Origin of the sequence: Sphingomonas melonis DAPP-PG 224, from assembly GCF_000379045.1 — a bacterium.
Classification (GTDB): Bacteria; Pseudomonadota; Alphaproteobacteria; order Sphingomonadales; family Sphingomonadaceae; genus Sphingomonas; species Sphingomonas aquatilis.
In genome coordinates this window covers 3,364,343-3,385,250 of the sequence record NZ_KB900605.1, presented here as the reverse complement: position 1 = coordinate 3,385,250, position 20,908 = coordinate 3,364,343, and the positions used below count along the sequence as shown (strand labels likewise).

The following is a 20,908-nucleotide window of genomic DNA, read 5'->3' as shown; positions in this document are numbered from 1 at the left end:
CCTTCGCCAGTGCCGGGCAAGCCGGTCAGGGCGCGCTGGGCTCGGCCGCGGCCGGTTCGGGGGCGGGGAGTGCGGACACCAGTTCCAGTTTCTGCGGCACCGTGCCAAGCTCGATCCCCGCCTCGCGCATCCGCCGCAGCAGGACGATCAGCACGTTGCTGCGGGCGCTATATGCCGCGCGCGGGCTTTCGACATGCGCGAAGCAGTTGAAGCGCACGCGCCCGTCGGCGATCCCGTCGATGAACGCCTTGGCCTCGGGCGTATCCAGGATCGCCGGTTCCGCCGCGAACGTTTCCAGTACCAGTTCGCGCACGCGATCGGCATCCGCCTCGATCGGCACGGTGAATTGCACCTGGATCCGCCCCAGCGGCGCGCTCAGCGTCTTGTTGAGCACCGATTTCGTGATCAGCTCCGAATTGGGGACGATCAGCGTCGAATGATCGGCGAGCTCGATCTCGGTCGAACGGACGTTGATCCGCTTCACGTCGCCCTCGTCGGTGCCGACGCGGATCAGGTCGCCGATCTTGATCGGCCGCTCGGCGAGCAGGATCAGGCCGGACACGAAGTTGGACGTGATCGCCTGCAAGCCGAAACCGATGCCGACCGACAGCGCCGACAACAGCAGCGCGATCCGCTCCATGCCGATGCCGAGCGAGGCGAGCGACCAGATCACCGCCAGCGCGATGCCCACGTAGCGCGCGACCAGCCGGATCGAATTGCGCACGCTGCCGTCGAGGTCGGTGGTCGGCAGGTAGCGCTGGTCGAGCCAGCCCATGAACTGCCGCACCAGGAACAGGCCGATCGCCAGCACGGCGATGAAGCGCAGGATGCTGCCCGGCGAAATCGCGATGCCGCCGATCTGCACGCCGCGCGCCAGCCCGCTCAGCCGGTCGAGGACCGATCCGAAGCCCGCTCCGAACGGATACAGCAAGAGCCCCAACGCGATGGCGAGGATCGCCAGCCGCAGCGCGGCGGACAGCAGCACGCCGAACTGGTCCACCGCGCTGCCGCCCACGCCAACGCCGTGGCGCAATGTCGTGCCGACGCGACTGTCCCGCTGAAACAGGCTGGTCGCGACATCGTCGATGACGATCATCAGCAGATAGGTGCAGATGCCGAGCAGCGTCGCCCACAGCACGAACTGCAACACCGTCGCCGCCAGCCCGATATAGCCCGCCAGCAGCGCCAGCCCCGCGCCCGTGACGACCAGCCACAGCGCCACCGTCGCCGCGCCGACGCCGACGCTGGTCGCCGCCTCCTGCGCATCCGCCCCATTCGCCGCAGCGCGCGCACGCAGCCGCCCGATCACCAGCAGCGTGCCGCCGATCAGCAGCAGATTGGCGATCGCCTCCGCCACCTGCGACGCCAGCAATACGGGCGGGCTGGCGCCGATCGCCGTATTGAACGCATCCAGCAGGATGACGACGAAGGTCAGCGTGGCGAACACCCAGACCGTCGGACGCAGCGCGGTCGCGACCGCATCGGTCAGAGGCACCACCCGCCACGATGGCTGACGCGCCATCAGGAAGGCAGCGCCCGCCGCGGCGGTGAAGCCCGAAAAGCCCGCAGCGCCGATCAGCGCGTCGGCCAGCTGGCTCCAGGCGGGGGCGATCAGCGCCGCCCAGCGCAACCCCTGTACCAGCACGAACGCGGCGGCGGTGGGCATCGCGGTGCCGATCAGCACCCGCCACATCGCATTGGCCGATCGTCGCACGCGGTGGCCCGGCGCGTCGCTGACCAGATAGCGCTGGCCGATCCCGCGCAGCCGCTGCCGCACGGGGAACAGCAGCAGCAGCGCCAGCATCGCGCCGAGCAAAGCGGTCCACGGCTTGCCCGCGCGCAGCGCGACATCGCCCTGCGACCATTCGCGCCGCATCAGCGTCGCGACCCGGCGTGCATCGCGCGGCATTGCGGAGAGCAGTTCCTCCCAGAACGCGGGCGAGACGGGGGAGGGCGAGCGGACCGAAATGCGCTGGCCGATTTCCGCCGCCTGCGCCTCGTCAATCTCGGCGACCAGCTGCCCGGCCTCCACCGCGATCAGCTGCCCGCGCTTCACTTTCGAATCGAGCGCATCGCGCGCCTGCGCCAGCGCCTTGCGTTCGGCGCGAATGTCGGGCGCCTCGGTGACGCCAGCGGCGGGCGGCCCCAGCCCGGCGATCCGGGCATCGACCAGCGCCAGCTGCCCGCGCAGCTGATCCGCCGCATCGCGCGCGTCACTTTGTGCAGCGAGCGCCCGCGTGCGCAGATCGGCCCGGCCGGCCCGATCGACCTTGCCATCGAGTGCCGAATCGACCGCGGCAAGATCCGTCTCCGCCCCGGCAAGTTCGCGGCTCGCGGTGTCGACGGGGGAGGGTTGCGCCAGCGCCGGCATCGCCAGGGCAAGCAGCAGCATCGCCCAAACCTGCGCCACCGCCCTCATCACCCTGCCCAAGCCGCCAGCTCCCACGCGTTGCGAAGCCCGCTGCCTAGTCGAAGAGGGGACGGAAAGTCACGCGGGGAGGGGCAATGGTAGCTCCGCCGACACCGTCACCCCACCCCGTACCGTCATTCCCGCGAAGGCGGGAATCCAGACTGGCTGACCTGTCGGCCCTGTCGCAGCCGTCAGAGAATATGGATCCCCGCCTGCGAGGGGATGACGGCGTGGGGCGAGGCAGGCCATCACCCCAAACCCCTCACCGCCAGCCGGCATCCACCCAATAATTATGCCCCGTACACATCTTCGCATCATCCGACGCCAGGAACAGCACCAGCGCCGCGACGTCCTCGGGCAGAATGCGCCCGTGCAGGCACCGGCCCGCACCGATCGGGGTAAGAGGACGGCCACGCCACCCACACCGTCACCCCGGACTTGTTCCGGGGTCCACCGGGCAGCAGGGGGCCGGCTGGCCTCTTGCCGTCCCCCTGGCCGCGGAGTGGACCCCGGACCAAGTCCGGGGTGACGAACAGAAACGAACAGGCTTCCCCCAACCCCCTCACCGCCAGCCGGCATCCACCCAGTAATTATGCCCCGTACACATCCTCGCATCATCCCGACGCCAGGAACAGCACCAGCGCCGCGACGTCCTCGGGCAGGATGCGCCCGTTAAGGCACTGGCCCGCGACGATCTGGGTAAGAGGACGGCCACGCCACCCACACCGTCACCCCGGACTTGTTCCGGGGTCTACCGGGCCGCAGGGGGTCGGCTGGCCTCTTGCCTTGCCCCTAGCCGCGGAGAGGACCCCGGACCAAGTCCGGGTGACGAACGGAACCGAACAGGCCTTCACCGCCAGCCGGCATCCACCCAGTAATTATGCCCCGTACACATCTTCGCATCATCCGATGCCAGGAACAGCACCAGCGCCGCCACGTCCTCGGGCAGGATGCGCCCGTCCAGGCACTGGCCCGCGACGATCTCCGCCTCGCCCTCCGGCGTGTACCATTTCTCCTGCCGCGGCGTCTTCACATTGCCCGGCACCACCGCATTCACGCGGATGTTGCTGCGGCCCAGATCGCGCGCCAGGCTGCGCGTCAGACCCTCGATCGCGGCCTTGGCGGTCTGGTAGACGATCAGGTCTTCGAGGCCCAAATGCCAGCTGATCGACCCGAAGTTGACGATCACCCCGCCGCCCGCCGCCTGCATCGCCGGCACCACCGCCTTGGCGGCGAAGAACTGGTGGCGCAGATTGACGTTCATCCGCTCGTCCCAATAGGCGGGCGTAACGTCGGCGACCGTGTGGCGATCGTCGTTGCCGGCATTGTTGACCAGCACGTCGACGCCGCCCAGCGCCTCCTGCATGTCGGCGAACACGCGGGCGACCGCGTCGAGGTCGGTCAGGTCCAGCCGGCGGAACAGCGGCACATGCGCCGCGCCTTCGCTCAACCGCTCGACCAGCGCCTGCGATTCGGCCTCGGCAACATCGACGAAGGCGACCTTCGCACCCTGCCGCACGAACGCCTCGACCAGTCCCGCGCCGATCCCCGATCCACCGCCGGTCACGATCACGCGCCGATCGCGCAGCGAGGGGTAGATGGCCCGAGTGTCGGTCATCGTCGTGTCGGTCATTGCAACAGCCCCCGTGCCGCCAGATTGCGGATCAGTGCACCGATCCCGAACTCCCAGGCCGGCGCATCCTTCGAATGGACCACCCGGTTGACCAGCCGCCCCAGCCGCGGCGTCGCGATCGCCACCGTATCGCCGACCTTGTGGGTGAAGCCCTGACCGGCGACGTCGCGATCCTGCGTCGGCGCGAACAGCGTGCCTAGGAACAGCACGAAACCATCGGGGTAGTGATGCTCGCTCAGCGCCTGTCGCTTCAGGTCTTCGGGATCGCGGCTGATCTGGCTCATCGCGCTGCTGCCATCCAGCGTATAGCCGTCGGTGCCTTCGATCCGCAGCGTGATCTCGGCGTTGCGGACGTCGTCCATCGTGAACTGGTCGTCGAACAGGCGCACGAACGCGCCGAGCGAGCAGGACGCGTTATTGTCCTTCGCCTTGCCCAGCAGCAGCGCCGATCGCCCTTCGAAATCGCGCAGGTTGACGTCGTTGCCCAATGTCGCGCCCACCGCCTTGCCCTGGGCATCGACCAGCAGCACGACTTCGGGCTCCGGGTTGTTCCACGTCGAATCGGACCGCACGCCGACGTCCGCGCCCCAGCCGACCGTCGACAGCACGGGCGATTTGGTGAAGATTTCCGCATCCGGGCCGATCGCGACCTCCAGATATTGCGACCACAGGCCCTCGTCTATCAGCGCCTGCTTCAGTGCCGCGGCTTCGGGCGATCCCGGCACCACCGCGCGCATGCTGCCGCCGATCCGCCCCTCGAGTCGGCCGCGCACCTCGGCCGCCGCGCTCGAATCGCCACGGGCGCGCTCTTCGATCACGCGCTCCATCGCCGATACCGCAAAGGTCACGCCCGCCGCCTTCACGCATTGCAGGTCGATGGGGGAGAGCAGGCGGACCGGGCCGTCGACCGACAGGCCGATAGCATCGAGCGCACCGATCGCCTCGCCCGCCGCGGGATCGAAGGCGGCGGCGGCGACTAAAGCGGCGACCGTCGGCGCGACGCGGCTCATGTCATGGGCGATGCCGTCCACCACCAGTACGGGGCAGGGGCCTTCGCCACGGTCGATGCGGCCGATCCAGCGGCCTTCGCGCCATTCCGCGCCCAGCGCGTCGGCAGGGTCGAACACACAGGCAGTCATGGACCGGCACTCTCCTGTTATTTGTCTGTCAATTTAGCGGTTAGCGTTACCACTCGTTGTTCTCGGCCAACCTGTCAACGCTTGCCGCCACGCCGGCTGCGCAGGATCGGGCATCGCGTGCCGTCACGGGTTGCCAATGGGGCAGGTCGCTGCTAGGGGCACCGTTCGCACGGCGCGGACCTCTTGTCTGCGGCCGCATTAGCTATTGACCGGAGTGATTGGGTTTTATGCAGATCGTCGTCCGCGACAACAATGTCGACCAGGCTCTTCGCGCGCTCAAGAAGAAGCTGCAGCGTGAGGGTGTGTATCGCGAGATGAAGCTGCGCCGTCACTACGAGAAGCCGTCGGAAAAGCGCGCGCGCGAGCGTGCCGCTGCGGTCCGTCGCGCCCGCAAGCTCGAGCGTAAGCGCGCTGAGCGCGACGGCGCACGGTAAGTCATTGTAAAAACACTGGCGTGCGTGTGCAGAACACGCGCGTCGGCGTGACTTTTGCGACTTTTGAACCGGTGACGGCCGGCCCGGCACCACAGCTCCAGGTGCTCTGATGTCCACCGTCACCGCCGTTCCGCTGCAGCCCGTCAAGCGCAGCTACCTCGTCTACCTCTGGGTCGGCATCGCGCTCGCCTGCATCGCGGCGTTCGCGCTCGCGCGCCAGGGCGACGACTTCCTGACTCGCAACGCCCGCGCCCGCGGTGTCGTCACCACCCCGTCCGGCCTTCAGTACAAGGTTCTGCAGCCCGGCGCACCGGGTGCGCCCAAGCCGACCGACGCGGACGTCGCGCTGATCAACTATGAAGGCAAGCTGCTGAACGGCACGGTCTTCGACAAGTCGCAGCAGCCGACCCCCATGCCCGTCGCCGGCGTCGTCCCGGGCTTCTCCGAAGCGCTGAAGCTGATGCCCAAGGGCTCGAAGTACCGCGTTTGGATCAAGCCGTCGCTTGGCTATGGCGCCGAGACCAAGGGCCCGATCCCCGGCAATTCGACGCTCGTCTTCGACATCGACCTGATCGACTTCCTGCCGGAAGCGGTGGTCCGCCAGATGCAGATGCAGGCCCAGCAGGGCGGCATGCCCGGTATGCCCGGCGCGATGCCCCCGGGTGCGGTTCCCCCGGGCGCGCAGCCCCGCCGCTGATCCGGGCTTTCGCCACATGAAAAGGCCGGCGCTGGTATCCCCAGCGCCGGCCTTTTTCGTTGGCTTCGATACCGCTCGACGGATCCCTGATCGTCATTGCGAGCGTAGCGACGCAATCCAGAGCGTCCTGATGCGACGCTCCCGCTCGCGGTGACCGATCACCGGCTGGCGACAGGCCCGCCGCTCGCCAGGAACAGCGCCACCGTGTCGCTCAGCCGCGCACCCTTCGCCTGCACCAGCTGCGCCCGCGCTTGCGCATCGGCGGCGGTTGCGTTGAGCAGCACCAGCGAATCGACTCCGCCCAGCGCCAGCTGCCGGCGGGCGAAGGTGAGGGCGCGGTTCGACGCATCGCTCGCCCGCGTCGCGGCATCCAGCGCCACACCATCGGTCGCCAGGCCGGTCAGCGCATCGGACACGTCGCCGAACGCGGTCAGCACCGCGGTGCGGTACTGCGCCTTGGCGCCATCCAGTGCCGCCTCGGCCGCGCGCTGCTGATGGCGGAGCGCGCCGGCGTGGAAGATCGGCTGGGTCAGGCCGCCGATCAGCGTCCAGAACGGATTGCCGTCCTTGAACATGTCACCGAAGCGTTGCGCCGATCCGCCCGCGGTGCCGCTGAGCGTGATCGATGGCAGCCGAGCCGCAATCGCGGTGCGCACGTCGGCGCCTGCGCCCTCCAGCTGCGCCGCCGCGGCGCGCACGTCCGGGCGCCGCGCGACGAGGTCGGAGGGGAGGACGGCGGGCAGGCTGGTCGGCAATTGCAGCGACGCCAGCGTCGGCAGCGCGGGCAGGGGATCACCCGCCGGCCGGCCGAGCAGTGCCGCGATGACGACGCGCTGGTGTGCCTCCTGCCGGACGAGCGGCGGTAACGCACCCTCCGCGGTCGCGAGCGCGGTCTGCTGCGTCGCCACGTCGGCGGCGCCGATCGCGCCCAGGCGCTGGCGCTGCACCTGGCTCTTCAGGATGTCGCGATTGACCGCAATCGCGATCTGCGCCGCCTCGACCTGATCGGCGAGCACGGCGCGCTGGACGATCGCCTGCACCAGATTGGCGACGACGCTGGCACGCGCCGCGTCGAGCCGGTGGCGCTGCACCTCCGCCTGCGCCCGCGCCGAACGGATCTTGGATCGCACCCCGCCGAACAGGTCGACCGGATAGCTGACTGCGACCTGCGCGGTGTGCAGTGTGTACAACTGCTGGTTCTGGTCGGCGACCGCGGGCGACAGGGCATTGGAGACGCGCGTGCGCTCCGCCTGATAGCTGCCGTCGATCTGCGGCAGGGCCTGTCCTCCCGCCGCGCCCGCCAGCTCGCGCGCCTGCCGCAGCGAAGCTTCGGCGACGGCAATGTCATTGTTGCGCGCCAGCGCCTCGGCCACCAGCGCGTTGAGCTGCGGGCTGCCGAACGCCGTCCACCAGTCGGCGGCAACCGGCGCGGTGGTGAAGCCCTGCGCCGGCCCGGTCGCGGGGGCGATCGTGGCGGGCGTCGCGGCGGCGGGCAGCGGCGCATGCGCGTCGAGGTCGTGGACGGTGCTCGCGCACGCCGCGGTCGAGCAGGCGAGCAGGATGACAAGGGAACGGGTCATGCGAGGGCCTCCTCACCGGGGGCATCGGGATTGGGCGCATCGGGGTCGGGGTGCGGATGGTGGCCGACGTCACGCCCATGCGCGCCGCGATCCTCGGGCGGCACGCGCTTCGAGAAGCGGTCGATCAGCACCGGCAGGATCAGCAGGATCAGCACCGGCGCCAGCGTCATGCCACCCACGACGACGAGCGCCAGCGGCTTTTGCACCTGGCTGCCGATGCCGTGCGACAGCGCCGCGGGCAGCAGGCCGATCGCCGCGACCAGACAGGTCATCACGACCGGGCGCAGGCTGTGGCGCACGGTGGTGGCGAGCGCCGTCTTGCGGTCATGCCCTTCGTCGACGGCATTGTTGTACGTCGTCACGACGAGGATGCCGTCCATCACCGCGATGCCGAACAGCGCAACGAAGCCGATTGCGGACGAGATGCTGAACGCCGTGCCGGTCAGCGCCAGCGCCAGCACGCCCCCGACGACGGCGAGCGGGATCGCCGCAAAGGCGAGCAGGCTGTCGCGGATCGACCCGAAATTGGCGTAGAGCAACAGCAGCATCAGCAGCAGGCTGATCGGCACGACGATCTCCAACCGCGCGATGGCGTTGTTGAGGTTGTCCAGCTCGCCCGCCCATTCCAGATGATAGCCCGACGGCAGATGCACGGTCCGCTGGATGCGTGCGCGCGCTTCGTCCACTGCGCCGCCCAGGTCGCGGCCGCGCACCGAGAATTTGATCGGGATGTAGCGTTCCTGATGCTCGCGATAGATGAACGACGCGCCGCTGGTCAGATGGACGTTGGCGACTTCGGACAGCGGAACCTGGATCGTGGTGTTGCTGCCGTCGGTCGCGGGCGCGCCGATCGTGATGCGGCGGATCGCCTCGATCGAATCGCGTTGTTCCGATTTCAGCCGGACGATGATCGGGAAGTGGCGGTCGGTGCCGGCCTCGTACAGGTCGGCGGTCGAGCTGCCGCCGATCGCCGCGGCGACCGTCTGGTTTACGTCGTCGGGCGTCAGGCCATAGCGCGCGGCCTTGGCGCGATCGACGTCGACGCGCACGGTGGGCTGGCCCAGCGACTGGAATACGCCCAGATCCTCGATGCCGCGGACCTTGCTCATCTGGTCCTTGATCTGGTCGGCGTACTTTTCCAGCGTCGGCAGGTCGGGGCCGAACAGCTTGATCGAATTGGCGCCCTTCACGCCCGATGCCGCTTCTTCGACGTTATCCTCGATATATTGCGAGAAGGAGAAGTCGACGCCGGGGAAGCGCTGTTGCAGCTTCTTCGACAATTCCTCGGTCAGCGTTTCCTTGGTCACCCCGCTGGGCCAGCTGTCGAAGGGCTTCAACGGCACGAAGAATTCGGCGTTGAAGAACCCGGTCGAATCGGTGCCGTCGTCGGGACGGCCTTGTGCCGACAGGACCGACTGGACCTCCGGATATTTCATGATGATCCGCCGCACCTCGTTGACGACCGGCTGGCCGCCTTCAAGGCTGATCGACGCAGGGAGCGTCGCGCGGATGTACATATTGCCCTCTTCGAGGTGCGGCAGGAACTCGATGCCGAGCGAGCGCACACCGACGACGGCGACCAGCAGCATCAGCACCGCACCGCCCAGCGCGATCACCCGGTTGCCCAGCGCGAAGGCGGCGGCAGGTTCGTAGACGCGGCGCAGGCGGCCGACGATCCACGTCTCTACCTCTGACAATTTGTCCGGCAGCAGCAGCGTCGCCAGCACCGGCGCGACGGTGAAGGTCGCGATCAGGCCGCCGGTGATGGCATAGGCATAGGTCTTGGCCATCGGGCCGAAGATATGGCCCTCGACGCCGGTCAGCGTGAACAGCGGCAGGAAGCTCGCGATGATGATCGCGGCGGCGAAGAAGATGCCGCGGCTGACCTCGCTCGACGCACCCAGCACCGCCGAGAAGCGGTTGGCGAGCGTGAAATGCCCCTTGCCGCTTTCCACATGCGCCGATCGCTCCACCATGTGGCGGAAGATGTTCTCGACCATGATGACGCTGGCATCGACCACCAGGCCGAAGTCGAGCGCACCGACCGACAACAGGTTGGCGCTCTCGCCCTGCAATACCAGGATCAGGATCGCGAAGGCGAGCGCGAAGGGGATGGTAGCGGCGACGATGATGGCGCTGCGCAGATTGCCCAGGAACAGCCATTGCAGCGCGAAGATCAGCAGGATGCCGACCACCATGTTTTCGAGCACGGTGTGGATGGTCAGGTTGATCAGGTCCGACCGGTCGTAGATGCGCTGCAACTGCACGCCCGGCGGCAGGATGCCGGAGGCGTTGATATCCGCGACCTCCTTCTGCACCGCCTTGATCGTCGGCATCGATTGGGCGCCGCGCTGCATCAGCACGATGCCCTGCACGATATCGTCCTGGTCGTTGTAGCCGGCGATGCCCAGCCGCGGGCTGTTGCCGATCGTGACATGCGCCACGTCCTTCAGCAGGATCGGCTGGCCGTTGGCGCTGCCGACCAGCACGTTCTCGATGCCGCTGACCGACTGAATCAGGCCGACGCCGCGGACGATCGCGGCCTGGCTGCCGAAGTTGATCGTCTGGCCGCCGACGTTGCCGTCGCTCTTCGCGATCGCCTGCAAGACCTGGCTGACGGTGACGTTGTGTGCAGCGAGCCGGTCGTTGTCGATCACCACGTCATAGGCGCGCAGCTTGCCGCCCCAGCCGGTGACGTCGATCACGCCCGGAATGCGCTTGAAGCGGCGTTGCAACACCCAGTCCTGCAACGTCTTCAGGTCCATCACCGAATAGCCCTTGGGCGCGGTGAGCTTGTAGCGGAAGATCTCGCCCACGGGACTCGTCGGCGACAGCGTCGGCTGCGCCCCGCCGGTCAGCGGCGGCAGCTGCGACAGGCGGTTGATGACCTGCTGCTTGGCCTGTTCGTTGGTGTAATCGTAGCTGAACTGGATCTTGATGTCGGACAGGCCAAACAGGCTGATCGCGCGGATCGCGGTCAGGTGCGGGATGCCCGCCATCTGCACTTCGATCGGGATGGTGACGTTGCGCTCCATCTCCTCCGCGGACAGGCCTTGCGTCTGCGTGATGACCTCGACCATTGGCGGGACGGGGTCCGGATAGGCCTCGATATTCAGGTTGATGAAGCCGATGACGCCGGCGAGCAGCATCGTGACGAAGACGCCGACGATGAGCAGCCGCTGGCGCAGCGCGAAGGCGACGATCCGGTTCATTCGCCCAGGCCCGCTTCGTTGACGAACAGCGCGCCCGCCGTGACGATGCGCTCGCCCGGTTGCAGGCCGGACGTGATGGTGACCTTGCCGTCCTGCGCATCGCCGGTGGTGACATTGCGCGAGACAAGCAGGCCGTCGGGCCGCACGACCCAGACGCGGGCATTGTCGCCTTCGTGGATCACCGCGACCGCGGGCACGACGATGGCCTTGGTCGAGATGGCGCGGTGGATCGCGAAGCTCGCGAACATCTGCGGCTTCAGCGCGCCGTCGGGATTGGCGATCGCGGCGCGCACCGGCAGGCGGTGCGTCACGGGATCGAGCGCGGCGCCGACCAGATCGATGCGCGCGGTGAACTGGCGGCCGGGCAGGGCGGGGGTGGTGACGGTCGCGGCATCGCCGACATGGATCGACGCGGCCTGCGTTTCGGGCACCTGCGCGACCAGCCAGACGCGCGAGGGGTCGGTGATCGTCATCACCGGCTTGTCGCCGCCCTGCGTGACATATTGACCGGGCGCTACGTCGCGCGAGGCGACGAGGCCGCTGATCGGCGCGTGCAGCGTGGTGACGTCATGGATGCCGGTGACCTCGCCGACGCCCTCCAGCCGATTGATCTCGCCCGGCGATTTGCCCAGCACCGCGAGCTTGTCGCGCGCCGCGCCCAAGGCTGCGGCAGTGGTGCGCGCAGTCGCCTGTGCGGCGGCGAGGTCGGCCTGCGCCTGCTGGTAATCCTTCAGCGCGCCGCCAGCGGTCTCGTAGATCTGCTTTTGCCGTTCCGCGGTCCGCTGCGCCGTCGCGAGCTGCGCCTGGGCATTCTGATACGCCGCCCGTGCCGCGAACAGGCCGCTGCGCGCGTCGACGAAGTCCGTGGTCCGCACCAGCATCAGCGCCTGGCCCCGGCTGACGCGCTGGCCCGCATCGACCAGCACACGCACGACCTGGCCCGAATAGGGCATGACGACCGGCGTGCTGCGATCGCCGTCCACGGTGATCGCACCGCTCGCCAGCGTCGCCGCGTCCGACAGCGAATCGCCGACGCGCATCGTCGTCAGCGCGGCCATCTGTTCGGCGCTGGGGCGGAAGGTGCCCGGCGGCGACGCTGGCGGCGGCGCCTCCTCATGGTGCGTCAATTTGCCGATCAGCGAGACGAGCAGGCCGATGCCGATCAGCACCGCCGCGGCGATCCCCAGCCACCGCCATTGTGCCGACCGACCCAAGGTCGTGGCGGGGGGTAGCGTCTCCGGGGTGTCGGTGGCGTGCATGATGCGTCTCGCAGGCAATGAGGGTGGAGCCGGTAGGCCGGCTCGCTTACAGAATGCTGACAAATGCTGCGGCGCGAAAGGGTCCGATGCGGATTTTGTTGGTAGAGGACGATCGCGGGCTGGCCGACGCCCTGACGGCGGCGATGGTGCAGCGCGGGCTGACGGTCGATCTCGCCACCGATGCCGAGGAGGCGGAGGCCTATCTGGCGACCGCCGGCCATGCCGCGGTGCTGCTCGATCTTGGCCTGCCCGACGATGACGGCCTCGCGGTGCTGCGCCGCATGCGCGCGCGCGGCAACACCTGTCCCGTGCTGGTGCTCACCGCGCGCGGCGGCGTCGACGTACGCATCCGCGGCCTCAACGACGGCGCCGACGATATCCTGGTCAAGCCGTTCGACCCGGATGAGCTGCACGCGCGCATCCTCGCGGTGTTGCGCCGGCAGGGCGGCTATCTCGGCAATGCGCTGGCGTGCGGGGCGTTGCGCTTCGACGTCGACACGCGCGTCGCCTGGGTGGGAGAGCAGCGGTTGACGCTGTCGGCGCGCGAGACCGAATTGCTCGACCTGCTGCTGCGCCGCCTCGGCAAGGTGGTGCCCAAGCGGCTGGTCGAGGACCATCTGTTCGGCGTCGGCGGCGATCTCGGCTCGAACGCGGTCGAGGTCTATGTTCACCGCCTGCGCAAGCGACTGGACGATGCGGGCAGCGGCGTGCGGATCGAGACGGTGCGCGGCGTCGGCTACCTGCTCCGCCCGGCGACATGAGCGAGGGCTGGCGCCTGCGCCTGCCGCGCTCGCTGTTCGGGCAGGTGGCGCTGCTCTACGGCGCGACGGCGCTCGCCGCGGCGATCCTGCTGCCCTTCGGCACGGCGATGCTGCTCCATCAGATCGCGGGCCAATATCAGCGGGTGATGCTGGAACGGCAGGCGGATGCGGTGGCGATGCTGCTGCCCGGCGACCGGCCGCATCGCGCCGTGCGCGCGGTAGACCTGCTGGCGGGCGGATTGACGCTCGCGGTCGTCGATCGCTCGCGCCACGTGCTCGCCGAACGCGGGCCCGCGCGGCCCGAACTGGTGACGGGAATCGCGCTCGATTCGCGCACCCGGCATGTCCGCCGTGGCGCGCTCGCTGCGGTCAGCCGGCCGGTTGGGGGTCGCTGGGTCGTGGTGTCGCAGGATGCCGCCGCGCCGGAGGTGGTGACCGACGATATCGTCCGCACCTTCCTGTCGCGCTTTGTCTGGCTGTTGCTGCCGGTGACGCTCATCGTGCCGCTGGTCGGCGCGTGGATGGCCCGGCGGCTGACCCGGCGGATGAGCGCGGTCTCGACGATCGCCGCCGACATCGGCCCGCGTACGCTCGATCGCCGCCTGCCGCAGGGCACGTTGCCCGCCGAGGTCGAGCCGCTGGCGATCGCCACCAACGCCGCGCTCGATCGCCTCGAACAGTCGTTCGTCACCCAGGCCGCCTTTGCCGCCGACGTCGCGCATGAACTGCGCACGCCGCTGTCGGTCATCCGCCTGCGCGCCGACGGCGTCACCGATCCCGCGGTGCGCACCGCGCTGCTCGCAGAAGTGGATCGCGCGGCGCACGTCATCGCCCAGTTGCTCGCGCTCGCCGACCTCGAACGTCCGCCGGAGGACGCTGGCACGCCGGTCGATCTGCTCGCCCTCGCCGAACAGGTCGTCGCCGACCGCGCACCGATCGTCATCGATGCGGGCTATCGTATCGCGTTGGAGGATCGCGGGCCGACGCCGGTCCGCGGCTACGCCCACGCCATTCAGCTTGCGGTCGAAAACCTTATCGAGAACGTCCTGCGCCACACCCCGCCGGGCACTGGCATCACCGTCGCGGTCGGGCCGGGCGCGCAGGTGCGCGTCACCGACGACGGACCGCCGATCGACCCCGCCACGCTGGCGCAGATGACGCGGCGCTTCTGGCGCGGCAGCGCGACGCGCAGCGGCGGCAGCGGCTTGGGCCTCTCGATCGTCGCGCGGGTCGCGGCGGCGCACGACGGCGCGCTCCATCTGTCGACCGGGACGAACGGCCATGGCCTATGCGCGACATTGACGCTGGAAAGGGCCGACATCGGCCGCGCCGGCGAACGGCCCCGCTGGCCGCATGACGGATAGCGCTTGCCCTTCAAGGCGTTAAAGCAGACCCTCAGAACTTCCGCGGCGCAACGGCGTTGTGCGTGCGGTTCGGAAGGCAGGCGCCTTCGAGGATTGAGGGTCGAGTGAGGCATTCGGGGTCTAAGGCGCATCCGGCCGAACAGCTTGCGGCGATGTATGCGGCATCGTCGGTCGGGCTCGCCATCCTCGATCCCGATCTGCGCTACGTCTGGGTGGACGATCGCTTCGCAAGGCTCAGCGGCGTGTCGGTCGCCGATCATATCGCGCGCACCGTGGGCGAGATCACGCCCGACCGCGCCGACTCTGCCATAGCGCTCGCCGCCCGGGTGCTGGCGGGCGAAACGGTCAAGGGGCTGGAGATGACCGGCCCCGACGGCACCAGTATGTGGCGGCAGAACTGGCTGCCGATCCGCGACGGCGCGGGCCAGCTCACCGGCATCGGCGTGTCGGTGCAGGACGTGACGGAGGAACGTCGCGCCGAACGCGCCATCGCCACCCTCAACCGTATCAACACCGCGCTCGCGGCCGAACACGATCTCGAACGGCTCGTACAGATGGTCACCGATGCCGGGGTCGAGCTGACCGGCGCGTCGGTCGGCGCGTTCTTCCATAACGTCATGGACGACAGCGGCGAACGGCTGCACCTGTTCACGCTGTCGGGCGGCGAACGCGGCGACTTCATCCGGCTGGGCCGCCCGCGTGGCACCAATGTGCTGGGCCCGATCTTCCGCAACGAGGTGATCCGGTCGGGCAACATTACCCGCGATCCCCGCTACGGCGCCAACGCACCCTTTGCCGGCATGCCGCCGGGCCATCCCGAGGTGACGAGCTACCTCGCCGTACCGGTGGTGTCGCGGCACGGGCAGGTCTTGGGCGGCCTGCTGTTCGGCCACCCCCATGCCGATCGCTTTTCGCAGCGTCACGAGGACCTGATCCTAGGCCTCGCCGCGCAGGCGGCGGTGGCGATCGAGAATGCGCGCCTGCTCGCCGCGGTCCAGTCCGCCAACGAACGGCTCGAACGGCGGGTCGAGGAACGCACCGCCGAGCGCGACCGCGTCTGGAACCTCTCGCGCGACCTTCTCGTCGTGGTCGAACCCGATGGCCGGTTCCGCTCGGTCAACCCCGCCTGGACCGCATTGTTCGGCCACTCGCAGCACGACGTCGCGGGGCGTCCCGTAACGGATTTCGTCCACCCCGACGATATCGCCATGACCCAGGCGGCCCTCGCGGCGGCGGCGTCCGGCGCGGACGTACCGGTCGTCGAAAACCGCTATCTCGCCCATGACGGATCGCTGCGCTGGATCTCCTGGCTGACCTCGACCGAGGGCGGCCTGATCTATGGTTCGGGCCGCGACGTGACCGAGGCGCGGCGGAAGGACGAGGCGCTGCAGCGCACCGAAGAGGCGCTGCGGCAGAGCCAGAAGATGGAGGCGATCGGCCAGCTGACCGGCGGCGTCGCGCACGATTTCAACAATCTGCTGACCCCGATCCTGGGCGGTCTCGATTTCCTGCGCCGCAAGCTCCCCGACGGCGACCGCAGCCTCCGCCTGCTGGACGGCGCGATCCAGTCTGCCGAGCGCGCCAGCACCCTGGTGCAGCGCCTGCTCGCCTTCGCGCGGCGCCAGCCGTTGCAGCCCGATGCGGTCGATCTGGTCGCCCTGACGCGCGACATGGCGGCGCTGCTCACGACGACGGTCGGCCCGCAGATCCAGCTGGTCATCGACGCGCCCGAACGGCTGCTGCCGGCGATCGCCGATCGCAACCAGATCGAAATGGCGCTCCTCAACCTCGCGGTGAATGCCCGCGACGCCATGCCCACCGGCGGCGTGATGCGTGTCGCTTTGGGTCACACGCACCTGACAGAGGCGGAAGACCCGCTCGCGCCCGGCGACTATGTCTGTCTCAGCGTCAGCGACACCGGCCACGGCATGGACGCCGCCACGCTCGCCCGCGCGATCGAGCCGTTCTTCTCCACCAAGGGCGTCGGCCGCGGCACCGGGCTGGGCCTGTCGATGGTCCATGGTCTCGCCAGCCAGCTCGGCGGCACGTTCCGGCTCGCCAGCACGCCGGGGGCGGGGACGGTCGCCGAATTGTGGCTTCCGGCCAGCCTCGTATCCGTCTCGCCCGTCCCCGACGCGGTTGGCGCGGCGCCGGTGCATGGCGCGGGCTGCGTCTTGCTGGTCGACGACGAGGGCGCGGTACGGGCCGCGGCGGCGCAGATGCTGCACGATATCGGCTATCGCGTGGTCGAGGCGGACAGCGCGGACGCGGCGCTGCGCCTGATGCGCGACGGCCTGTCGCCCGACCTGCTCGTGTCGGATCATCTGATGCCGGGTATGACCGGCACCGAACTGGCACGCCGCCTGCGCGCCGACCAGCCCGATCTGGGGGTGCTCATCGTCTCGGGCTATGCCGATGTCGAGACGCTCTCGCCCGATCTCGCCCACCTCCCCAAGCCGTTCCGCGAGGCCGATCTCGCCGCGGCACTGGCGGGCCCCAAGGTGTTCGCCGCCCCGATGCGCGAGCCCGAGCTTGGCGTCGAGGCCGCGTCGCCGCGTGTGTGACCTCGCCCGGCGATCGGCTACACCCGATCGCTAAACATTCTTCGCGCCTCAGGATTTCTCATGCCCGTCACCGATATCGCCACGCGCGTCTACAATCACGGCTGGCGGCTGGACCCGGTGGTGCGCAGCCTGCTCGACACCGATTTCTACAAATTGCTGATGTTGCAGCTCATCTGGCAGCGGCATGCCGACGTGCAGGCGACCTTCGCGCTGATCAACCGCACCACGTCGGTGCGCCTCGGCGCGGTGATCGACGAACGCGAACTGCGCGAACAGCTCGATCATGCCCGGTCGCTGCGCTTCTCGAAGCGTGAGCTGATCTGGCTCGCCGGCAACAGCTTCTACGGCAAGCAGCGCATGTTCGCGCCCGATTTCCTCGCCTGGCTCGCCGACTTCCGCCTGCCCGATTACGAGTTGCGCACTATCGACGGCCAGTTCGAACTCCATTTCGACGGGCCCTGGACGCACACGACGATGTGGGAAATCCCGGCGCTCGCCATCGTCAACGAACTGCGCTCGCGCGCCGCGCTGAAGGGCAGGGGGCGGTTCGAGCTCGACATCCTCTATGCCCGTGCCAAGGCGAAACTGTGGGACAAGGTGGAGCGGTTGCGCGCCATCCCCGATCTCGTCCTGTCGGACTTCGGGACGCGCCGGCGCCACGGCTTCCTGTGGCAGCGCTGGTGCGTCGAGGCGGTGAAGGAAGGGCTGGGCAGCCGCTTCATCGGCACCTCCAACGTCCTGCTCGCGATGGACAACGACCTGGAAGCGATCGGCACCAACGCGCACGAACTGCCGATGGTGCTGGCAGCGCTGGCGGGCGACGATGCCGGGGTCGCCGCCGCGCCCTATCGCGTGCTGGAGGAATGGCGTGCGCATTACGACGGCAATCTACTGATCGCGCTGCCCGACGCCTTCGGCACCGCGGCCTTCCTGCGGCACGCCCCCGACTGGCTGGCCGACTGGACCGGCTTCCGCCCCGATTCGATGCCGCCGATCGAGGGTGGCGAACAGATCATGGCCTGGTGGCAGGCGCATGGCGTCGACCCGCGCCAGCGGCTGCTGATCTTTTCGGACGGGATGGACGTCGACAGCATCGAGGCGACCGCGCGCCACTTTCGCGGCCGGGTGCGGACCAGCTTCGGTTGGGGTACGAACCTGACCAACGACTTCCGGGGCTGCGACCCTGAGGGCGGCCATGCGCTCGAACCCATTTCGCTGGTCGCGAAGGTCATCGCCGCCAACGGCCGTCCGGCGGTGAAACTCTCGGACAATCCCGCCAAGGCGACCGGCAATCCTGCTGAAATCGCCCGCTATCGCCGCATCTTCGGCGACGAGGGCCGGCCGGCGCGCAGCGTCACGGTGTGACGCCGCCGGTGCGTCGCCGCGATCGCGACCACGCGGGATTGGTCCGTTTTGCACAAAATGTTAAGACGCGCCGGGTATGAGTCTCGCCGGAACGGAGTTGGTTGTGTCGGTCATCGGGACATTCCTGCGCAGGGCGGAGCGGGCGTTCGATCGCGCGCTGGGTGTCCCACGTGATGATATAGCGTTGCGCGCCGATCTGATCGACACGATGATGCTGCGCCCCGTCGGCGTCTTGACCGCAAGCCTCGGCTTTCTGTTGATGAGCGCGTCGGCCTGCTGGTTCGCACGGACCGGCTGGGCCGTCGCCTGGCTCGTCACGGATCTTGTCCTGCTCGCGGCGCGCATCGTGCCGGCGTGGATCGCGTGGCGGACGAACAGCCGCGTGCCCTATCGCATCGCCCGCATCATCCTCCTGCTCGCCAGCCTGATGTTCGCGACCTTCGGCGTCGGCTGTGCGTTCAGCTTCGCGACCGGGATCCAGGAATTGCAGCTGGCCGCGACGATGGCGGTCATGGCGTTGTTCACCGGCCTCGCGATCCGCTGGGCGGCGCTGCCGCGGCTCAGCATCGCGATGCACGTGGTCGTGGGCGCGCCGATGGCCTGCGCACTCGCCGGGATCGGCGCGTTCGTGCTCCTGCTGTTCGCGGTGCTCGCGATCGGGTCGATCGTGCTGACCGTCCAGAACAATCGCACGCTGCTGGCGGTCCTCGCCGCCAAGCGCCAGGCGCAGCAGCTCGCGCGCACCGACGTGCTGACGCAGCTGGTCAACCGCGCCGGCCTCGATATCGAGCTCGAACGCCTGGCCGGCACCAGCACCCGATCGGTGTCGCTGCTGTTCCTCGACCTCGATGGGTTCAAGGGCATCAACGATCGCTACGGCCATGCCGCGGGCGATCGGCTGCTGGTGGAGATCGGCGCACGCCTGCGCGCGGTGGCCGGGGAACAGGTGGTGGCGCGGCTCGGCGGCGATGAGTTCGTGATCGTCCTGCCCGATGCCGGCGCCCAGATGGCGGAGGTCATGGCAGCCGCCGTACGCGAAGCCATCACCCGCCCGATCCATCTGCGCGAACACGGCGCCTTGGTCAGCGTCGGCGTCAGCCTCGGCTGCGCGAGCGGCTCGCTCGCGGTCGATGGCGCCGCGCGGCTGCTCGCCGATGCGGATGCCGCCCTCTATGCCGCCAAGCGCCGCCGCCACCGACAGGCCGCCCGTCAGGCCACGTCCCGCAACGCGGCCTGACGCTACCGCCTACAGCGTCTTTTCGTAGACGGTGTAGGTCTTGTTGACCCGGCTCTGGATCGTCTCGGCGATCGACCGCATCCCCTGATTGTCCTCCAGGATCCAGCCGATCTCGCCGCGGCTCGCGCCATAGCGTTCCACCGACGCGCGGCGGATATATTCGATCATCATGAAGGCGAGCTGGCTCGCCATCCGCGAGGATTGCAGCTCCTTCACCACGCCCATCAGCGGCACGCGCATCGTGCGCACCTTGGGATGGCGCAGCCACAGCAACAGCTTCGCCCAGCCGAACGGCAGCAGCGATCCGTTCAGCGGCTTGATCGCCTCGTTGAGGTCGGGAAGCGTGATCATGAACGCCACCGGCTTGCCATCCAGTTCGGCGATGCGGATCAGGTCGTTGAACACGATCGGCTTCAGCTTGACGCCGACGTCCTTGATTTCGGGCGGGGTGAGGGGGACGAACCCCCAATTGTCGCTCCACGCATCGTTCAGGATGGCGAGGATGATCGCCGCCTCTTCCTCGAACTTACGCTTGTCGACCTCGCGCACGACGATGCGCGGATTGTTCTCGCCCGACTTGATGATGCGTTTGACGATCGGCGGGAATTCCTGGGTGATATCCAGCTCATAGGTGAAGAGCTGCTTGGCCGCCGTATAGCCCGCACGCTCGATCCAACCCTGATACTCGGGCTTGGCATGGCCCATCATGATCGTCGGCGCATGGTCGAAACCCTGCACCAGCAGGCCCGGCTCTTCCCAGATCGACTGCGAGATCGGCCCCAGCGCGCGCGTGATGCCCTGCGCGCGCAGCCAGTCCTCGGCCTTGGCGAGCAGCGCGACGAAGATATCCTCGCGCTCGGCGTCCATGAGACCCCATTGGCCGACGCCGGGGCCGAAGCCCTGCACCGCCGGCATGGTCAGCGCCAGCGTATCGATATGCGCAGAGATGCGCCCGACCACGCGGCCGCCCTCGCGCGCCAGGAACAGCTGCGCCTTGGCGTGGCTGTACCAGCCGTTCTTTTCGGGCGTGATCAGACCCAGCGCCTCGCCCTTCAGCGGCGGCACCCAGTTGGGATCGTCCTTGTACAGCCGGAACGGCAGGTCGACGAACGCCTTGCGGTCGCTCTTGCTGGTGACGGGCGTAATCGTCAGGTCGCTCAACATATCCCTCCCATGTCGGACCATGCACTCCATTCAGTCCTCCCCCGCCAGGGGGAGGTGGCATGCCGTGAGGCATGACGGAGGGGGAGGTT

The 20,908-nt window shown here is 68.7% G+C and carries 14 protein-coding genes and 2 pseudogenes; 7 read left to right on the top strand and 9 right to left on the bottom strand.

Annotation, left to right across the window (positions count from 1 at the left end; all coding sequences use genetic code 11):
- Positions 1 to 25: 25 nt before the first annotated feature.
- From SPHME3_RS0116430 to SPHME3_RS0116420, 5 genes and pseudogenes are all read right to left on the bottom strand, one after another.
- On the bottom strand, positions 26 to 2,392 hold the full coding sequence (locus SPHME3_RS0116430; protein WP_018251092.1) for a DUF3772 domain-containing protein: 2,367 nt from the start codon (positions 2,390 to 2,392) through the stop codon (positions 26 to 28).
- A gap of 280 nt (positions 2,393 to 2,672) precedes the next feature.
- A pseudogene (locus SPHME3_RS20840) lies at positions 2,673 to 2,804 on the bottom strand (SDR family oxidoreductase); the annotation flags it as partial.
- Between the two features lie 168 nt (positions 2,805 to 2,972).
- Positions 2,973 to 3,108 (bottom strand): annotated as a pseudogene (locus SPHME3_RS20835) (SDR family oxidoreductase); the annotation flags it as partial.
- Between the two features lie 152 nt (positions 3,109 to 3,260).
- Positions 3,261 to 4,043, bottom strand: coding sequence for an SDR family NAD(P)-dependent oxidoreductase (locus tag SPHME3_RS0116425; protein ID WP_017978267.1), 783 nt, complete (start codon positions 4,041 to 4,043; stop codon positions 3,261 to 3,263).
- Positions 4,040 to 5,182 carry a fumarylacetoacetate hydrolase family protein gene (locus SPHME3_RS0116420; RefSeq protein ID WP_020486442.1) on the bottom strand — a complete coding sequence of 381 codons (1,143 nt, stop codon included), beginning with the start codon at positions 5,180 to 5,182 and terminating at the stop codon, positions 4,040 to 4,042. Before SPHME3_RS0116420 ends, SPHME3_RS0116425 begins: the two co-directional genes overlap by 4 nt.
- A 227-nt stretch (positions 5,183 to 5,409) precedes the next feature.
- Here SPHME3_RS0116420 and rpsU point away from each other — a divergent pair, with 227 nt between their 5' ends.
- Positions 5,410 to 5,616 carry a 30S ribosomal protein S21 gene (gene rpsU / locus SPHME3_RS0116415; protein WP_017978269.1) on the top strand — a complete coding sequence of 69 codons (207 nt, stop codon included), beginning with the start codon at positions 5,410 to 5,412 and terminating at the stop codon, positions 5,614 to 5,616.
- A gap of 109 nt (positions 5,617 to 5,725) precedes the next feature.
- A complete protein-coding gene (locus tag SPHME3_RS0116410) occupies positions 5,726 to 6,313 on the top strand; it encodes an FKBP-type peptidyl-prolyl cis-trans isomerase (RefSeq protein WP_017978270.1) in 588 nt (195 codons plus the stop codon).
- A gap of 158 nt (positions 6,314 to 6,471) precedes the next feature.
- On the opposite strand, the gene SPHME3_RS0116405 is transcribed toward SPHME3_RS0116410, so the two are convergent.
- The 3 genes from SPHME3_RS0116405 to SPHME3_RS0116395 are packed head-to-tail and all read right to left on the bottom strand — an operon-like array spanning position 6,472 to position 12,364.
- Positions 6,472 to 7,893 (bottom strand): efflux transporter outer membrane subunit, encoded by a 1,422-nt coding sequence (locus tag SPHME3_RS0116405; RefSeq protein WP_017978271.1) that lies wholly within the window; start codon positions 7,891 to 7,893, stop codon positions 6,472 to 6,474.
- Positions 7,890 to 11,105, bottom strand: coding sequence for an efflux RND transporter permease subunit (locus SPHME3_RS0116400; RefSeq protein ID WP_017978272.1), 3,216 nt, complete (start codon positions 11,103 to 11,105; stop codon positions 7,890 to 7,892). Before SPHME3_RS0116400 ends, SPHME3_RS0116405 begins: the two co-directional genes overlap by 4 nt.
- Complete coding sequence (locus SPHME3_RS0116395; RefSeq protein ID WP_017978273.1) at positions 11,102 to 12,364, bottom strand: efflux RND transporter periplasmic adaptor subunit; 1,263 nt, start codon at positions 12,362 to 12,364, stop codon at positions 11,102 to 11,104. Before SPHME3_RS0116395 ends, SPHME3_RS0116400 begins: the two co-directional genes overlap by 4 nt.
- Positions 12,365 to 12,450: 86 nt before the next feature.
- Here SPHME3_RS0116395 and SPHME3_RS0116390 point away from each other — a divergent pair, with 86 nt between their 5' ends.
- The 5 genes from SPHME3_RS0116390 to SPHME3_RS0116370 all read left to right on the top strand — a co-directional run bounded on the left by SPHME3_RS0116390 (position 12,451) and on the right by SPHME3_RS0116370 (position 19,655).
- The gene (locus tag SPHME3_RS0116390) at positions 12,451 to 13,125 is read left to right on the top strand and encodes a response regulator (protein WP_018251091.1); all 675 of its coding nucleotides are present in this window, start codon (positions 12,451 to 12,453) and stop codon (positions 13,123 to 13,125) included.
- Complete coding sequence (locus SPHME3_RS0116385) at positions 13,122 to 14,489, top strand: sensor histidine kinase (protein WP_017978275.1); 1,368 nt, start codon at positions 13,122 to 13,124, stop codon at positions 14,487 to 14,489. The genes SPHME3_RS0116390 and SPHME3_RS0116385 overlap by 4 nt, the downstream gene beginning before the upstream one ends.
- A gap of 62 nt (positions 14,490 to 14,551) precedes the next feature.
- The gene (locus SPHME3_RS0116380; protein WP_311773836.1) at positions 14,552 to 17,053 is read left to right on the top strand and encodes a PAS domain-containing protein; all 2,502 of its coding nucleotides are present in this window, start codon (positions 14,552 to 14,554) and stop codon (positions 17,051 to 17,053) included.
- A 60-nt stretch (positions 17,054 to 17,113) separates the two neighbouring features.
- Positions 17,114 to 18,418, top strand: a complete 1,305-nt coding sequence (gene pncB, locus SPHME3_RS0116375; protein ID WP_017978277.1) for a nicotinate phosphoribosyltransferase — start codon at positions 17,114 to 17,116, stop codon at positions 18,416 to 18,418.
- Positions 18,419 to 18,602: 184 nt separating this feature from the next.
- Positions 18,603 to 19,655 (top strand): GGDEF domain-containing protein, encoded by a 1,053-nt coding sequence (locus tag SPHME3_RS0116370; RefSeq protein ID WP_017978278.1) that lies wholly within the window; start codon positions 18,603 to 18,605, stop codon positions 19,653 to 19,655.
- A gap of 9 nt (positions 19,656 to 19,664) precedes the next feature.
- Here SPHME3_RS0116370 and SPHME3_RS0116365 read toward each other — a convergent pair whose 3' ends face one another.
- Complete coding sequence (locus SPHME3_RS0116365) at positions 19,665 to 20,819, bottom strand: hypothetical protein (protein ID WP_017978279.1); 1,155 nt, start codon at positions 20,817 to 20,819, stop codon at positions 19,665 to 19,667.
- Positions 20,820 to 20,908 lie beyond the last annotated feature (89 nt).

Bases quoted from the DNA above. Each gene is read 5' to 3' on its own strand.
- SPHME3_RS0116420 (WP_020486442.1), bottom strand. From the start codon at position 5,182: ATGACTGCCTGTGTGTTCGACCCTGCCGACGCGCTGGGCGCGGAATGG.
- SPHME3_RS0116395 (WP_017978273.1), bottom strand. From the start codon at position 12,364: ATGCACGCCACCGACACCCCGGAGACGCTACCCCCCGCCACGACCTTG.
- SPHME3_RS0116400 (WP_017978272.1), bottom strand. From the start codon at position 11,105: ATGAACCGGATCGTCGCCTTCGCGCTGCGCCAGCGGCTGCTCATCGTC.
- SPHME3_RS0116385 (WP_017978275.1), top strand. From the start codon at position 13,122: ATGAGCGAGGGCTGGCGCCTGCGCCTGCCGCGCTCGCTGTTCGGGCAG.
- SPHME3_RS0116390 (WP_018251091.1), top strand. From the start codon at position 12,451: ATGCGGATTTTGTTGGTAGAGGACGATCGCGGGCTGGCCGACGCCCTG.
- SPHME3_RS0116405 (WP_017978271.1), bottom strand. From the start codon at position 7,893: ATGACCCGTTCCCTTGTCATCCTGCTCGCCTGCTCGACCGCGGCGTGC.
- rpsU (WP_017978269.1), top strand. From the start codon at position 5,410: ATGCAGATCGTCGTCCGCGACAACAATGTCGACCAGGCTCTTCGCGCG.
- SPHME3_RS0116430 (WP_018251092.1), bottom strand. From the start codon at position 2,392: ATGCTGCTGCTTGCCCTGGCGATGCCGGCGCTGGCGCAACCCTCCCCC.
- SPHME3_RS0116410 (WP_017978270.1), top strand. From the start codon at position 5,726: ATGTCCACCGTCACCGCCGTTCCGCTGCAGCCCGTCAAGCGCAGCTAC.
- SPHME3_RS0116365 (WP_017978279.1), bottom strand. From the start codon at position 20,819: ATGTTGAGCGACCTGACGATTACGCCCGTCACCAGCAAGAGCGACCGC.
- pncB (WP_017978277.1), top strand. From the start codon at position 17,114: ATGCCCGTCACCGATATCGCCACGCGCGTCTACAATCACGGCTGGCGG.
- SPHME3_RS0116425 (WP_017978267.1), bottom strand. From the start codon at position 4,043: ATGACCGACACGACGATGACCGACACTCGGGCCATCTACCCCTCGCTG.